This is a genomic window from Orlajensenia leifsoniae, from assembly GCF_004570845.1.
Taxonomy (GTDB): Bacteria; Actinomycetota; Actinomycetes; order Actinomycetales; family Microbacteriaceae; genus Orlajensenia; species Orlajensenia leifsoniae.
In genome coordinates, this window is record NZ_SPQZ01000004.1 from 70,671 (window position 1) to 85,264 (window position 14,594).

A 14,594-nucleotide genomic window follows, 5' to 3' on the forward strand; every position below is an offset into this window, starting at 1 on the left:
CGCACCGGGGCCGCACTCGAGGAGGCCCCATGCCGATCGCCGACGTCGTCTTCACGGGCGGGACCGTGTTCAGCGCGGGCGCTGCCGCATCCGTCGCCGCCGATGTCGCCGTGCTCGACGGACGCATCGTCGCCGTCGGCCCCACGGACGACCTGCGCGCCTGGGTCGGGGACGCCACCACCGTCGTCGACACCTCGGGCCGGCTCGTCGTCGCCGGGTTCCAGGACGCCCACGTGCACCCGATCGGGGCCGGGGTCGAGATGCTGCAGTGCGACCTCACGGGGGCGACGGATGCCGCCGACTGCCTGCGGATCATCGCGGAGTACGCGCAGGCGAACCCCGACGAGCCGTGGATCCGCGGGGCCGGCTGGTCGATGGAGTTCTTCCCGGGCGGCACCCCGATGGCGGCCGACCTCGACGCCGTCGTGGCCGACCGCCCCGTGCTGCTCAGCAACCGCGATCACCACGGAGCGTGGGCGAATTCGCTGGCCCTGGCGCTCGCCGGGGTCACGGCCGAGACACCAGACCCTTCCGACGGTCGCATCGAGCGGGATGCCGGTGGAGCGCCCAGCGGAACCCTGCACGAGGGCGCCGTCGCCCTGGTCGAGACCCACGCCCCCGACATCGACCCCGAGCTGGCGTACCGCGGCCTGCTGCGAGCCCAGGAGGAGCTGCTCGCTCAGGGCGTCACCGGCTGGCAGGACGCCATGGTCGGCGAGGTGCTGGGCCTGCCCGACACCCTCGAGGTCTACCTGCGGGCCGTCGCCGACGGCACCCTGACGGCCCGCGTCGTCGCCGCACTCTGGTGGGAACGCGACCGCGACACGTCGCAGCTCGACGAGATGGTCCGCCGCCGCGACGAGGTCGCGGCGCTCGGCGTTCCCGAGCGGTTGCGCGCCGACAGCATCAAGATCATGGTCGACGGGGTGGCCGAGAACTTCACGGCGGCGATGAACACGCCCTACCGTGACGCCCACGGACACCCGACCTCCAACTCCGGGCACACGTTCCTCACCCCGCAGGCCCTCGACGCCGCCGTGGTGGGGGCGGATGCCGCAGGCTTCCAGGTGCACTTCCACGCCCTCGGCAACAGGGCCGTGCGCGAGGCGCTCGACGCGCTGGAGGCGCTGCCCGCCCGCGCGGCCGACGCCCCGCAGCGCCGTCACCACCTCGCCCACCTGCAGATCGTCGACGAGGTGGACGTGGCGCGCTTCGCCGAGCTCGGTGCCGCGGCCAACCTGCAGGCGCTCTGGGCGTGCCACGAGCCGCAGCTCGACGAGTTGGCGCTGCCGTTCCTGGACGCCGAGCTCGAGGCACGGCACTACCCGTTCGGCGAGCTCGATCGCGCCGGGGTGCTGCTGGGTGCAGGCAGCGACTGGCCGGTGTCGACGGCTGATCCGCTCGCCGCCATCCACGTCGCCGTCAACCGCGTCGGTCCGGGGTCGGATGCCGCACCGCTGGGGGCCGCCGGGCAGCGCCTCGATCTCGCGACCGCGCTGACGGCCTACACGGCCGGGAGTGCCTGGCTCAACGGCCGCGACGGCTCCACCGGCCGCATCGAGCCCGGCTGTCTCGCCGACCTCGTGGTGCTCGACCGGGATCCGTTCACCGGACCCGTGACGGCGATCGCCGACACCCGCGTGCTCAGTACCTGGGTGGACGGAGCGCTGGTGTATTCGGCGGAGTAGCCGATCGCTGAGGGCCGAGCGCAGCGACCGCCCGAAGCGCACCGAGTCTGCGCCGAGAGGGCGCTTCGGCCGCGAACGCGCTTCGAACGCGAACTTCGTTCGGTTCTCAGGGACCGGAGTGGTCAGCGACCGTAGGTCAGAGCCGGTGCGCCGACTCCAGCACGAGGTCCTCGAAGCGCTCGAGGCTGCGGTCGAGTGCTCGCCGCAGCGAGGAGCCGATGAGCGGACCGAGCATCCGTTCGATGCGGCTGCCCGGTCGAGATGTCGTCGTCAGGACCACGCGCACGCCGCCCTCCACCGGCTCGATCCGGCGTTCACCGTCGGCGTCGGTGCCCGACGTCGATGCCCAGGAGAAGGCGACTCCGGGCTCGACCCTGCTGATGATCGCCGTGTTCGTCGTGCGCTGGCCGAGCGAGCGGAACTGCTCCACCGTGCGGGTTCCGTTTCGCACGGTTCCCGTGGTGTCCTGGCTCATCTCCTCGACTCCCTCCCGCCAGATGGCGTCGAAGCGGTGGTCGGCGAGCATCGACCACACCGTCGAGGGATCCAGTGCGATGCGGCGTTCTGAGCGCACTGTGATGAGGTGGGGATCTCGGGTCGGCATGGTCTCCTCAGGGTAGGCCGCACGACGAGCGGGGCCCATCGGGGGCAACCCCCTTTCGGGGGTCAGGGCGGTTTCTCCGGGTATCCGTCGCCCGGCACTGGCAGCCGGCTGTCCCCTGACATAAGGTCGGCAGTACAGCAGAACGAAGTTGATCAGGGGGATTCGTGGGCTATCGCAGTGTCATCGCCGTCGTCGTCGTGTCGGGGGCGCTTCTGCTCACCGGATGCTCCGGACCCGCGGGACCATCGTCATCGCCGACCTCGACTCGATCGGCGACGCCGACCCCGTCGGGCACCCCCGGCTCGACCGCGAGCGCCACTCCCGGTGCCACCGACGGGGCGAGCACGCCACCGGCGCCGTCAGCGAGTGCCCCGGCCGCAGCTGCGCAGACGGTCGAGGAGGCCTGCGTCATCATGAACGACGCCATCACCGCCCTCTCCGGCCTCGACACCGACGAGAACATGGACATGCTCGGAACCGATCCGGCAGCAGCCCAGGCCGCCATCGACGCTGCCAGCGCCGACCTGACGGCCGCGGCCGCCCAGGTCACCAACGCCGACGTCAAGCCTGCAGCCGACGCCGTCGTCGCCTCGAGCCAGTCGTACTTCGACTACCTCATCGCCTTCTCGACCGATCCGGAGTCGATCGACGTCGATGCCTTCGGCGACCAGCTCACGGCCTTCTCCGACAGCATCGTGGGCGTGCAGGAGCTCTGCGGCGTCACCGAGTGACGCTCGCTCGAGCGGCCCCGCAGCCGCTCTGACACCCCGTTCTTCTCCCCGGCAGAAGACCGGGTCTATTTCTGCACTCGCTTTCGGATCGACGGATGCCGCGCGGCAGCAGTGTTGGTGCAACACACCAGCGCCGCAGCCTCCAAGCGGCGTCCGATCCGAAAGGCACACCCCATGAGCACCCCGCCCCGCCCCACGCAGAGCCGCCCGGGCGACCAGACGCAGAGCGCCGCCGAACTCGAACTCGAATGGCAGGCCGATTCCCGCTGGGACGGCATCCGTCGCGATTACAGCGCAGCCGACGTCGTCGAGCTCCGCGGTCCGGTGCGGGAGGAGCGCACTCTCGCGCGTCGCGGCTCGGAGAAGCTCTGGGAGCTCATCCAGCGCACCGACGGCACGGCTTTCGCCCCCGAGGAGGACCCCACCTGGGTCGCAGCCCTCGGCGCCCTCACCGGCAACCAGGCCGTGCAGCAGGTGCGCGCGGGCCTCGAGGCCATCTACCTCTCGGGCTGGCAGGTCGCGGCCGACGCCAACCTGGCCGGCCAGACCTACCCCGACCAGTCGCTGTACCCGGCGAACTCGGTGCCCGCCGTCGTGCGTCGCATCAACAACGCCCTGCTGCGCGCCGGCCAGATCGAGCCCGGCCGCGACTGGATGGCCCCGATCGTCGCGGATGCCGAGGCCGGCTTCGGCGGACCGCTCAACGCCTACGAGCTCATGCAGGGCATGATCGAGGCCGGAGCGGCGGGCGTGCACTGGGAAGACCAGCTCGCCAGCGAGAAGAAGTGCGGTCACATGGGCGGCAAGGTGCTGATCCCGACGGGCCAGCACATCCGCACCCTCAATGCCGCTCGACTCGCGGCCGACGTCTCCGACGTGCCGACGATCATCATCGCCCGCACCGACTCCCTCGCCGCCACGCTGCTCACCAGCGACCACGACGAGCGCGACCGTCCGTTCCTCACCGGGGAGCGCACGGCCGAGGGCTTCTACGAGGTGCAGAACGGCATCGAGCCGGTCATCGCCCGCGGGCTCGCCTACGCCGAGTACGCCGACCTGCTCTGGGTCGAGTCGGCCGAGCCCGACCTCGACCTCGCCCGCCGCTTCGCCGAGGCCATCCACGAGAAGTTCCCCGGCAAGCGCCTCAGCTACAACTGCTCGCCGTCGTTCAACTGGAAGCGTCACCTCGACGACAGCCAGATCGCGACCTTCCAGCGCGAGCTGGCCTCGATGGGCTACGCCTTCCAGTTCATCACCCTCGCGGGCTTCCACGCCCTCAACCACTCGATGTTCGAACTCGCCCGCGGCTACAACGAGCGCCACATGAGTGCGTACGTCGAGCTCCAGGAGGCGGAGTTCGCCTCCGAGAAGAACGGCTACACCGCCACCCGCCATCAGCAGGAGGTCGGCACAGGCTACTTCGACCGCATCAGCACGGCGCTCAACCCCTCGAGCGCCACTCTCGCCCTCGTCGGATCGACCGAGGAACACCAGTTCTAGAACCCCGATCGCTGTGATCTCGAGACGCGTCCGACTCCGTCGGGCGCTCCTCGATCAGCGGTATTCGACAGGAGACACGACCATGAACACCACACCCACCAGCACCCTGGAACGCGAGACGACCCGGGCATCCGAGACGACGACGCGCGAGCCGGCCACCACGACCGGCAGCTTCGCGACGTCGCAGCCGTGGATCGAGGTGACGGCGCCGCTCGGCGATCGCTACTCCGAGATCCTCACGCCCGAGGCGCTCGCGTTCCTCGCTGAACTGCACGACAGGTTCGCCGGCATCCGTCATGACCTGCTCGCAGCACGACTGCAGACCCGCGTCGCCTCGGCGAACGGACGCGACCCGCGCTTCCTGCCCGAGACGGCATCGGTGCGAGCGGATGCGTCGTGGCGAGTCGCCGGGGCGGGCCCCGGTCTCGAGGATCGTCGCGTCGAGATCACGGGTCCGACCGACCGCAAGATGGCGATCAATGCGCTGAACTCCGGCGCGAAGGTCTGGCTCGCCGATCAGGAGGACGCGACGAGCCCCACCTGGACGAACGTGATCGAGGGGCAGATCTCGCTCTTCGACGCGTTGCGGGGCCAGCTCTCCTTCACGTCGCCGGAGGGCAGGGAGTACACGGTCGCCGGCCGTGTCGGCCTGACCCACGGTGGTGAGGCCGAGACGCCCACCATCGTGATGCGGCCGCGGGGCTGGCACCTGGTCGAGAAGCACCTGCGCTTCCACGACCGCTCAGGGCGGGCGATGAGCGCCTCAGGGAGCCTGGTCGACTTCGGGCTCTACTTCTTCCATAACGCCCGTCGTCTGATCGAGCTGGGGCTGGGCCCGTACTTCTACCTGCCGAAGCTCGAGAGCCACCGCGAGGCCAGGCTCTGGAACGACGTCTTCTCGTTCTCGCAGGACCACCTCGGCATCCCGCAGGGGACCGTGCGCGCCACGGTCCTCATCGAGACCATCCAGGCGGCGTTCGAGATGGAGGAGATCCTCTACGAGCTGCGCGATCACTGCGCCGGGCTCAACGCCGGGCGCTGGGACTACATCTTCTCGATCATCAAGACGTTCCGGTCGCGGGGGCGCCGATGGGTCTTCCCCGACCGCTCCGAGATCACGATGACCGTGCCGTTCATGAGGGCGTACACCGAGCTGCTCGTGTCGACGTGCCACAGGCGCGGGGCATATGCCATCGGAGGCATGAGCGCGTTCATCCCGAACCGCCGTGACCCGGAGGTCACCGGACGAGCCCTGGAAAAGGTCGCAACGGACAAGCGCCGCGAGGCCGGAGATGGCTTCGACGGAACCTGGGTCGCGCACCCGGATCTCATCCCCACGGCGCGAGCGGAATTCGACGCCGTGTTCGAGGACCGCAGCGACCAGTTGCACCGCCTGCGCGACGACGTTCACGTCACGGCGGCGCAGCTGCTCGACATCCCGTCGATCGGAGGCTCGGTGAGCGAGGAGGGCGTCCGTGACAACGTGCGCATCGCCGTGCGGTACATCGAGTCGTGGTTGCGGGGAATCGGGGCTGCGGCCATCGACAACCTGATGGAGGACGCCGCGACGGCGGAGATCTCGCGGTCGCAGGTCTGGCAGTGGGTGAACGACAACACGATCACCCGCGAGGGTCGGCGCATCGACGCCGCGTGGCTCGAGACCGTCGTGACCGGCGTCTCGGACGAGCTGGAGCGCTTCGACGGCGACCGCTTCGACGACGCCTTCGCGGTGTTCCGGCAGGTCGCGTTGGAGCCGGAGTTCCCGACGTTCCTGACGATCCCGGCGTACACGCGGTTCCTGTAGCAGCACCCGCTGGTCGAGTAGCGAGCGAGCGCAGCGAGCACGCGTATCGAGACCGCTCAGGTGATCTCGATACGCGTCCGACTCCGTCGGGCGCTACTCGATCAGCGGTGTGTGCGCTTCGGCCGCGCGGTGCGCACGGACCTCGGCGATCGGAGCGCAGGAGCACCTCTAGGGTCGGATGGTGACCATCCGCATCCGCACCGCGACCGCAGCCGACGCAGGGAGCCTCGCCGAGCTGGCCGCAGCCACCTTCCCGCTCGCCTGCCCGCCGCACACGACGGCCGAGGCCATCGCCGACTTCATCGCCACCCACCTCTCGCGCGGCACCTTCGACGCCTACCTCGCCGACCGCGCCCGCGTGCTGCTCATCGCGGAGCAGCAGCAGGAGCAGGATCGGGAGCAGCCGGCGACGGATGCGGCATCCGGCTCGCTCGCCGTCGGCTACACGATGCTGGTCTTCGGAGAGCCGACGGATGCCGACGTCGCCGCCGCGATCGGCATCCGTCCGACGGTGGAGCTCAGCAAGTTCTACACCCTCGCCTCGATCCACGGCACCGGGGTCTCCGGACCGCTCATGGCCGCGACTCTCGCCGCCGCAGGGGAGCGCGGTGCCGCAGGGGCCTGGCTCGGCGTGAACGAGGAGAACGCCCGGGCCATCCGCTTCTATGAGAAGAACGGATTCGCCCAGGTCGGGACGAAGCACTTCCTCGTGGGCGATCGCTACGAGGACGACCTCGTTCTGGAGCGCCGGCTGCCGTAGGTCCGCTCAGACGCCGACGGTGTCGGCATGCAGCGTGCCTGCATGCAGCGTTCCCGAGTGGAGAGCGCCCGAGTGCCGCGTTCCGGATCGACCCATGCCTGCGCGCTGCGTCGTCGGATGCGATGACGTCCACCGCGGCAGTGCCGCATGGAGGTCCGGGGGTCGTTGCGTCGGACCGGCGAACGGGGTCGTGACGACATCGCGCCGGTGCGCGCCGCCGTCGCGTCGACCCGACTGAAGCTCGACGCAGGAGCTCGTGCCGGTCCAGAGCTCGGAGTGCACAGCCGCTCGCGGAGCTGCGGCCGCCGTGACCCATCGTCGATCGCCGCGGGTGGACGTGCCGAGTGCGACGGGAAGCGGGGCGTACGACACCGTGGACGTCCAGCGCCACTCGGTGGACAGGGCCGCGAGCTGCGACTGGAGCACGGCGCTCGCGGCCGGAGTGAGGAGCGCGACAGCAGGGCGCCGCGCACCGTGAGCGCTCCCGGGTTCGGCTCGAGGCACGCCGAACACGATGCCGGAGGCGGGGGGACCGGCATCCGGGACCAGGGCGAACAGGTCGTGGGCGCCGATGCGGGTGAGGGCCAGCGATCCGGTGGTCAGCACCAGGATCATCAGGCAGACGATGGTGATGTACAGCCCCATCTCGACCGGCGACTTGGTGCGTGTCGGGTCGATGAAGAAGTACGGGAACCAGCCGACGATGCTGCCGCGCACCATGGTGAACACGAGCCAGATGCCGGGGTAGGGCAGTGCCCAGCCCATGGTGAGCCAGGGCAGCGTGTTGGTGCGCACTGCCAGACGCCTTTCGGCGATGAAGTCGATGGTGAGCAGGACGGGCATGATGAAGTGCAGCACGACATCCGACGGGGTGACCAAGATCGGCTTGACCTCGCCCGCCGAACCGACGGCGAGGATGCCGTAGACGATTCCGGCGAGGATGACGTAGCCCAGGACGATCGATCGGGCCGCGTGGATGCGGCTCGATTCCGGCCTGCCGGTGATGGCGAGCACCCCGCTCGTCACGAGCAGACCGACGGCACCGACCGCCGACTGCACAGTGAAGAAGCAGAAGTAATTGCCCGCGTCGAAGGCCGTGACCCCGATCGCCTGGAAGTTCGCCACGATCGAGACCGTCTCGACCGCGGCCAACACCAGCCGGGCCAAGCCGATCGCCTGATGGATGTTCCCCCGTGAGATGTGAGGGCCTGATGAACGCTCTCGCATACTGAACGGTATCTGGCAGAAGGCCGTGGATGCTGGGCATACGCCCCCAGATTAGTTATCCTCACGTCTTTCCGAGCCGTTCAGTCGGGTGCAGTAGGTTGAAATCGCGTTCGTGTGCTCGGGAGGAGGGCGGCCGGGGTTCCAGCGCAAGCCCGCGACATCCATGAGACGCAGAACCTTCCTCATCGCAGCCGTCGGCGCACTCGGCACATCGGTGCTCGCCGCCTGCACTCCGCAGCCTCGACCGACCCGGTCGCCGTCGCCGACCCCGTCGCCGACCGCGACGACCCAGCCTCCGGCATCCGCCGTTCCGCAGCCGGCGTCGATGCTGCGATCGCGGTGGAGCGTCGATCCGTTCGCCCTCGGTGCTGCGAGCTTCGCCGCCGTCGGAGCCACGAGCGCGAGCCGCGACGACCTCGCCGCAGCCGTGGACGATCGCGTCTTCTTCGCCGGCGAGGCGACGTCGCGCGACGCCCCGGGGACTGTGAGCGGTGCCATCGACTCGGGCTCGCGTGCCGCCGACGAGGTGATCTCGGCCTCCGACGGTTCCGAGCGCATCGGGGTGATCGGTGCCGGAGTCGCCGGCCTCACCGCAGCCAGGGCCCTGCTCGATGCCGGCTACGACGTCGTCGTGGTCGAGGCCCGCGACCGGGTGGGCGGACGCATCGACGCGCGCACCGGCGGCTCCTGGCCTCTCACCGTCGACCTCGGGCCGACGATGATCGCCGACGGCGACGAGGCACTGCACTCCGCCGTCGTGGCCGCGGGCGGAGACGTCGTCTCCTTCGGTCGAGCCGACGAGGTGCGCACGGCGGCCGGAACGGCTGTCGCCGTGTCAGGTGTCGGGGCTGCGGCCGTGGCCGACGCCGTGGAGTGGTCGTCGCAGCAGCCGCACGACGTTCCGCTGTCGTTCGCCATCGGGCAGTCGGAAGCCGGCGCATTGTCGACCACCCCCGATGAGGCCGGGGTGTCGGATGCCGACTGGTTGAGCCACCAGCTGGACTCGGTCGTGCAGCCGAGGACCAGCGCCACGGATGAGCGGCTCTCGGCCTGGAACGGCGGGGCCACCACTCCCGGGGACGGCGTGGGCGGCGCCATTCCGCTGGCCGGGTTCGGCACCCTCGCCGACGAGCTCGCCGACGGCGTCGACGTGCTGCTGCGCAGCGTCGTGACGCGGGTCGTCACCCGCAACGACAAGGTCAGCCTGCGCCTGCGCACGGGCGAGTCGCTCACGGTCGACCGCGTGATCGTGACCCTGCCACTGGGAGTGCTCAAGTCGGGATCCGTCGTGTTCGAGCCGGAACTGCCGCTGCCCAAGGCGCGAGCCGTGTCGATCCTCGGCATGGGCGACTCCGACCGCGTGTGGCTGCGCTTCGACGAGCCGTTCTGGAGCACCGACGCCACGGTCTGGTCGACCATCGCCGCCGGGTCTCCTGTGGGGCTGTGGGTGAATCTTCTGCCGGACACGGGGTACCCGGTGCTCGTCGGCACCGTCGCCGCGGCTGAGGCCGCCCGCCTCGCCGCCATCGACGACGACGCGACGGTGCTCGCCGAGCTGCTGGCGAGCCTCGAGCCGTTCCTCGACGAGGCGAAGCGCGCTGACGCTGAGGGCACCGGCACCGCGACGCCCACCCCCACGCCGAGCGACGCCCAGTCCGGCTGACGACCGCCGTCCCTAACCCGTCTCGACGCGCTCGCTTCGCTCCTGTGCCATCGACGAGCGGGGAGCGCTGAGGACGGTGGAGCTGGGGCCGGACGCGTGCGCGTCGGGCGAATGCAGCATCCGTGCCCGACTCAAGCCGACGAAGGTGGCCACGAACCCCAGGATGACGGCGAGGATGCCGGCGCAGTAGGCGACGATGACCGCCGGCCCGCTCACCTGCGACGGGTCGAGGAAGAAGTACGGGTACCAGCCGACAGCATCGCCGCGGAACAGGGTGAAGATGAGCCAGATCACCGGGAACGGCACGGCCCAGGCGAGGGCGATCCACGGGACGGCCGGCGCGCGCGGGCCGAGGAAGCGGCCGACCAGCCAGTCGACGAGCAGTACCGCCGGAAGGATGAAGTGCAGCAGCTGATCCGACCACGGGATGACGATCTGGTAGGTGCGTGTCGAGGAGAAGGCGGCGAGCAGGCCGAAGACGATGCCGGACAGCACGACGTAGACGAGCACGATCGTGCGCGTCGTGAGCAGCGCGACGGACTCGCTGCGTCCGCTCAGCAGCACGAGGCCGCCGGCGAGGGTGACGACCACGGCGATCATGGCCGACTGGATGGTGAAGTATCCGAAGAAGTTGGCGACACCGAAGGAGCTGAAGCCGAGCACGTAGCGGAAGTTTCCGATGAGGGCGATGATCTCGGCCGCCACCACGGCGATGCGCACCCAGCCCAGCACGACGGCGACTCGAGCCTCGCGGAGCCCCGGCCGCTGGGCCGGGTCATCACGCACGCGCATAGGAGAACGCTACGCCAGGGTGTCTGGGCGAGGGGCGAGCGCGACTCCGGCCGGAGCCCCCGGATCAGACGGCGGCGGCCCGTGATCGCGCTGCCCGGCGGGCGATCGCGTCGGTGCCGAAGGCGGCGAGCAGGAACATGACCGCGAGTCCGGCCCAGCCGGCGAAGCCGTGCGCGAGCGCCGCCGTGACCACGAGAGGCGCCAGCATCGATCCGACCGAGAACGCCATCGAGAACACTCCCTGGTAGGCGCCCGGAACGGCAGGATCGGCCAGTTCGAAGCTCAGCCCCCATCCGCCGGCCTGCGAGAGCACCTCGGCGAAGGCGTGCGCGAGAGCCGCGACGAGCAGCAGCAGGACCGCCGCGATGACGCCCGTTCCGGATGCCGCGAAGTAGAGCAGGCACGCCGCGGCCATGATGACGCCGGCCCACGCCGTGACGACCCCGGCGCGCCGGATGTCGTGGGTGCCTCGCGACAACGGCACCTGGAAGATGATGACGACGATCGTGTTGAGGATGAGCACCGCCGCGACCAGGGCCGTCGGAGCATTCGTGTCGTGGGCGATCCAGAGCGGGACCCCCACCTCGGCGAGACCGAACTGGATGCCGAAGACCGCGCTGAGGGCCGAGAGCGCGAGGTAGCGGGGGTTCCGCCACGGGGAGCGCTTGCGCCGGTCGGCCGTGATCGCGGCCCGAGCACTGGTGTCGACGCCGATCTCGCGCGGCGGGGCGTCGACGCTCGCCGGCAGACGCAGCAGCAGGGAGCAGCCGAGCAGGTAGACCACGCCGGCCCCGACGAGGATTCCGCGGAAGGCATCGGCCGTGCCCACGAGCAGCGCGAGTCCGCCGAGGGCGGAGCCGACCGCGATGGCGATGTTCGTGACCGTGCGCAGCACTGCGCGGGCGTTGACCCGGGCGGCGCCGGTGAAGGCCCGCGCGATGATCGCCATGCGGGTCGCGTTGGCCGCGGAGTCGGCGGCTCCCACGACGCAGGCGATGAGCAGCGCCGAGGCGAATGACGTGGCGTACACGTACCCGATGAGGCCGAGACCGCTGAGTGCCGAGAAGCCGAGCAGCAGCCGCCTCGCGCTGAACCTGTCGGCGAGCTGGCCGCCGAGGAGGGACGCCCCGACGCCGACGGCACTCGAGGCGGCCAGCACCAGCGCGACCTCGGTCGCGGAGAGACCCACGACGAGCGTGAAGTAGAGCACCGTCACGGTCAGGAAGATGCCGCGACCGACCCGGCCGATGAGGGTCGACAGCACGAGCACGCGCAGAACGGGGTCGGAGATCGAGGCGGCGATGCGCTGCGCCGGGCTGGGGCGCGTGGGGGAGGGGGCTGCATCCGTTTCGATCACGAGATCGATCATGGCTGGCGAAAGGGATGCCCCACAGTGATGTAGCGTTCTGCTACATGTTGCGCTACAGGCTGACCGACTCGGACTTCGGTGGCGTGCACTTCGGGTTGTCCCCGCTCTGCGAGCTCGGCCTGTCTCTGCGGGCGATTAAGGACCCCTCGTTGTTCCCGTTGCAGTTGCCGTGGCTGCGCCGCACCGAGGAGGCCCGCAGCCGGGTGGATCTCGAGACCCTGTTCGCGCTCATCGACGACAGGCTCTGGACGCCCGACTTCCTGAACCCTCGACCCGCCTCGCCCCTCACGCGCATCGACGACGAGTTCCAGACGTTGGCGCGTATCCGCACCTCGACCTTCCATCGCGATCTCGAGGCCGTGCACGGGCGCATCCCGGATGCTCTCTCCGGCCCGCCCCGCGAAGCCGTCGCACGGATGATGCGGGCACTCCAGCAGCTCTGGGACGAGTGCTTCGCCCCGTACTGGCCACGGATGCGTGCTGTGCTCGAGGCCGACGTCACCTATCGCGGTCGGCTGATCGCACAGTCGGGGCTGGCGGCGATGCTCAACGGGGTGTCGTCGACGGTGTCGTACGAGAAGGATGTCGTGTCGGTGCAGCTGCGCGATCCGGTCGATCGGGAGGTGGCGACCGGCGGTCTCGGGCTCACGCTGGTTCCGACCATGTTCACGAGGCGGGCATCGGCTCCGGTGGGCAGCGGGCCGCCCATGGTGATGTACCCGGCGCGCGGTCAGGGCGCCCTGTGGGAGACCGAGCGGGTGCCCAACCCGGCAGCGGTCGCCGCGATCGTGGGGCAGGCGCGCGCGAGCCTGCTCACGGCGCTCGCCGAGCCCGCGTCATCGACGGAGCTCGGGGTGCGGTTCGACGTGACGACCTCGGCGGTCAATCAGCATCTCCGGGCGCTGAGGGATGCCGGGCTGGTGACCTCGACGCGCTACGGCCACAGCATGCTGTACTTCCGCAGCGAGCTGGGGACGGCGTTGCTCGCGGCGTCGACCGATGTGTCGTTGGTCAGCGGGGCTGGTTCTTGACCACGTCGTACGCGGCGAGGGCAGCCCGGCGGGTCTCGCCGAGATCGACGATCGGCTCGGGGTAGGCGTCGGTTCCGACCTCGGGAACCCAGTGCTTCACGTACTGGCCGTGACCGTCGAACTTCTTGGCCTGCAGTTCGGGATTGAAGACGCGGAAGTAGGGAGCGGCATCCGCCCCCGATCCGGCGACCCACTGCCAGTTGAACGGGTTGCTCGCCTCGTCGGCGTCGACGAGGGTGTCCCAGAACCACTGCTCGCCGAGCCGCCAGTCGATGAGCAGGTTCTTGGTGAGGAACGAGGCGACGACCATGCGGATGCGGTTGTGCATGGTGCCCGTAGTCCAGAGCTCGCGCATGCCGGCGTCGACGATGGGCAGCCCGGTGCGACCCTTCTGCCAGGCGACCAGAGCGCTCTCGTCGAGCGGCGGCCACGGGAAGGCGTCGAACTCGCGACGCCAGTTGACCGTGGCGAGCTCGGGAGCGTGGAACAGCACGTGGTGGGTGAACTCGCGCCAGCCCAGCTCGGTCAGGAAGCGGGTCGTGCCCTCGGCTCCGGCACCGCCGAGCCCGGCCCGTGCCCGGGTCGCCCGCTCCCACACCGTGTACGGGCTGATCTCGCCGAAGCGCAGGTGCGGCGAGAGCCGCGACGTCGCTTCCTCGGCGGGGAAGTCGCGCTCGCCGGCGTAGGCGGCCAGCTTCGTGGCGAGGAAGTCGTCGAGGGCGGCGCTCGCCGCAGCCTCGCCGGGAGTCCAGGCCTCCCGCAGTCCGCCGGCCCAGTCGGGGTGCGTCGGTTCGAGGGTCCAGTCGTCGACGGCGTCGGATGCCGCAGCCCCGGCATAGCCCTCGATCGCCGTCGGTGCAGGCAGCGGGCCGCGTGGCGGCGGGGCGTCGCGGCAGGCCTTCCAGAACGGCGTGAACACGGAGTACGGATTCCCGGCTCCCGTGGTGATGGTCCACGGCTCGAACAGGAGCGACGCCGCGAAGCTCGCCACGTCGAGCCCGTCGGCTCGCAGCGTCGTCTTGAGCTCGGTGTCGATGGCGCGCGCGGCCCCGCCGTAGCGCCGGTTCCAGAACACGGCACCCGCCCCGGTCTCGGCCACGACGGCCGGTACCACCTCCGCGGCTGCTCCTCGGCGGAGCACGAGCGGCACGCCCAGCTCGGCGAGCGAGGTGCCGAGGGACTCGAGGCTCTGATGCAGCCACCACCGACTGGCCCCACCGAGCCCACGGATGCCGTCGGACACCTCGTCGAGGACGAAGAGCACGAGCACGGCGCCTCCGCGCTCGACGGCGGCGTTCAGCGCCGGGTTGTCCGCGATGCGCAGGTCGTCGCGCAGCCAGACGATGGCCGGAGCCTCGGGGGGATGCTGCACGGGTGACGTCCTCTCCTCGGGTCGACAGCGCCACATTCGCGACTCTCCCATTC

At 70.3% G+C, this 14,594-nt stretch carries 12 protein-coding genes; 7 read left to right on the plus strand and 5 right to left on the minus strand.

The annotated features are described in order from the left end of the window. The first annotated feature begins 29 nt into the window (after positions 1–29). Entirely contained in the window at positions 30–1,688 is a 1,659-nt protein-coding gene (locus E4M00_RS11330; RefSeq protein ID WP_135120645.1) for an amidohydrolase, read from the plus strand. 136 nt (positions 1,689–1,824) lie between these two features. Here E4M00_RS11330 and E4M00_RS11335 read toward each other — a convergent pair whose 3' ends face one another. Continuing rightward, a complete protein-coding gene (locus tag E4M00_RS11335) occupies positions 1,825–2,292 on the minus strand; it encodes an SRPBCC family protein (protein WP_167756877.1) in 468 nt (155 codons plus the stop codon). A 164-nt stretch (positions 2,293–2,456) separates the two neighbouring features. Between E4M00_RS11335 and E4M00_RS11340 the strand changes: the two genes are divergently transcribed. The 4 genes from E4M00_RS11340 to E4M00_RS11355 all read left to right on the plus strand — a co-directional run bounded on the left by E4M00_RS11340 (position 2,457) and on the right by E4M00_RS11355 (position 7,087). Continuing rightward, positions 2,457–3,023 carry a hypothetical protein gene (locus tag E4M00_RS11340; protein ID WP_135120647.1) on the plus strand — a complete coding sequence of 189 codons (567 nt, stop codon included), beginning with the start codon at positions 2,457–2,459 and terminating at the stop codon, positions 3,021–3,023. A gap of 174 nt (positions 3,024–3,197) precedes the next feature. Continuing rightward, on the plus strand, positions 3,198–4,523 hold the full coding sequence (gene aceA, locus E4M00_RS11345; protein WP_135120648.1) for an isocitrate lyase: 1,326 nt from the start codon (positions 3,198–3,200) through the stop codon (positions 4,521–4,523). 82 nt (positions 4,524–4,605) lie between these two features. After that, a complete protein-coding gene (aceB, locus tag E4M00_RS11350) occupies positions 4,606–6,327 on the plus strand; it encodes a malate synthase A (RefSeq protein WP_135120649.1) in 1,722 nt (573 codons plus the stop codon). Positions 6,328–6,505: 178 nt separating this feature from the next. Further along, positions 6,506–7,087: a GNAT family N-acetyltransferase gene (locus E4M00_RS11355; protein ID WP_338033193.1), complete on the plus strand. Its 582-nt coding sequence runs from the start codon at positions 6,506–6,508 to the stop codon at positions 7,085–7,087. 6 nt (positions 7,088–7,093) lie between these two features. Here E4M00_RS11355 and E4M00_RS11360 read toward each other — a convergent pair whose 3' ends face one another. Then, positions 7,094–8,254 carry a Pr6Pr family membrane protein gene (locus tag E4M00_RS11360; protein ID WP_135120651.1) on the minus strand — a complete coding sequence of 387 codons (1,161 nt, stop codon included), beginning with the start codon at positions 8,252–8,254 and terminating at the stop codon, positions 7,094–7,096. 223 nt (positions 8,255–8,477) lie between these two features. On the opposite strand from E4M00_RS11360, the gene E4M00_RS11365 reads away from it, so the two are divergent. After that, a complete protein-coding gene (locus tag E4M00_RS11365) occupies positions 8,478–9,977 on the plus strand; it encodes an NAD(P)/FAD-dependent oxidoreductase (RefSeq protein WP_135120652.1) in 1,500 nt (499 codons plus the stop codon). 12 nt (positions 9,978–9,989) lie between these two features. Here E4M00_RS11365 and E4M00_RS11370 read toward each other — a convergent pair whose 3' ends face one another. Continuing rightward, the gene (locus E4M00_RS11370; protein ID WP_135120653.1) at positions 9,990–10,769 is read right to left on the minus strand and encodes a Pr6Pr family membrane protein; all 780 of its coding nucleotides are present in this window, start codon (positions 10,767–10,769) and stop codon (positions 9,990–9,992) included. Between the two features lie 64 nt (positions 10,770–10,833). Continuing rightward, the gene (locus E4M00_RS11375) at positions 10,834–12,126 is read right to left on the minus strand and encodes an MFS transporter (protein ID WP_240037053.1); all 1,293 of its coding nucleotides are present in this window, start codon (positions 12,124–12,126) and stop codon (positions 10,834–10,836) included. 56 nt (positions 12,127–12,182) lie between these two features. Between E4M00_RS11375 and E4M00_RS11380 the strand changes: the two genes are divergently transcribed. Next, positions 12,183–13,169: an ArsR/SmtB family transcription factor gene (locus E4M00_RS11380; RefSeq protein ID WP_135120655.1), complete on the plus strand. Its 987-nt coding sequence runs from the start codon at positions 12,183–12,185 to the stop codon at positions 13,167–13,169. On the opposite strand, the gene E4M00_RS11385 is transcribed toward E4M00_RS11380, so the two are convergent. Continuing rightward, entirely contained in the window at positions 13,150–14,541 is a 1,392-nt protein-coding gene (locus E4M00_RS11385) for a cryptochrome/photolyase family protein (RefSeq protein WP_240037055.1), read from the minus strand. The two genes, E4M00_RS11380 and E4M00_RS11385, sit on opposite strands and share 20 nt — an antisense overlap. Positions 14,542–14,594 lie beyond the last annotated feature (53 nt).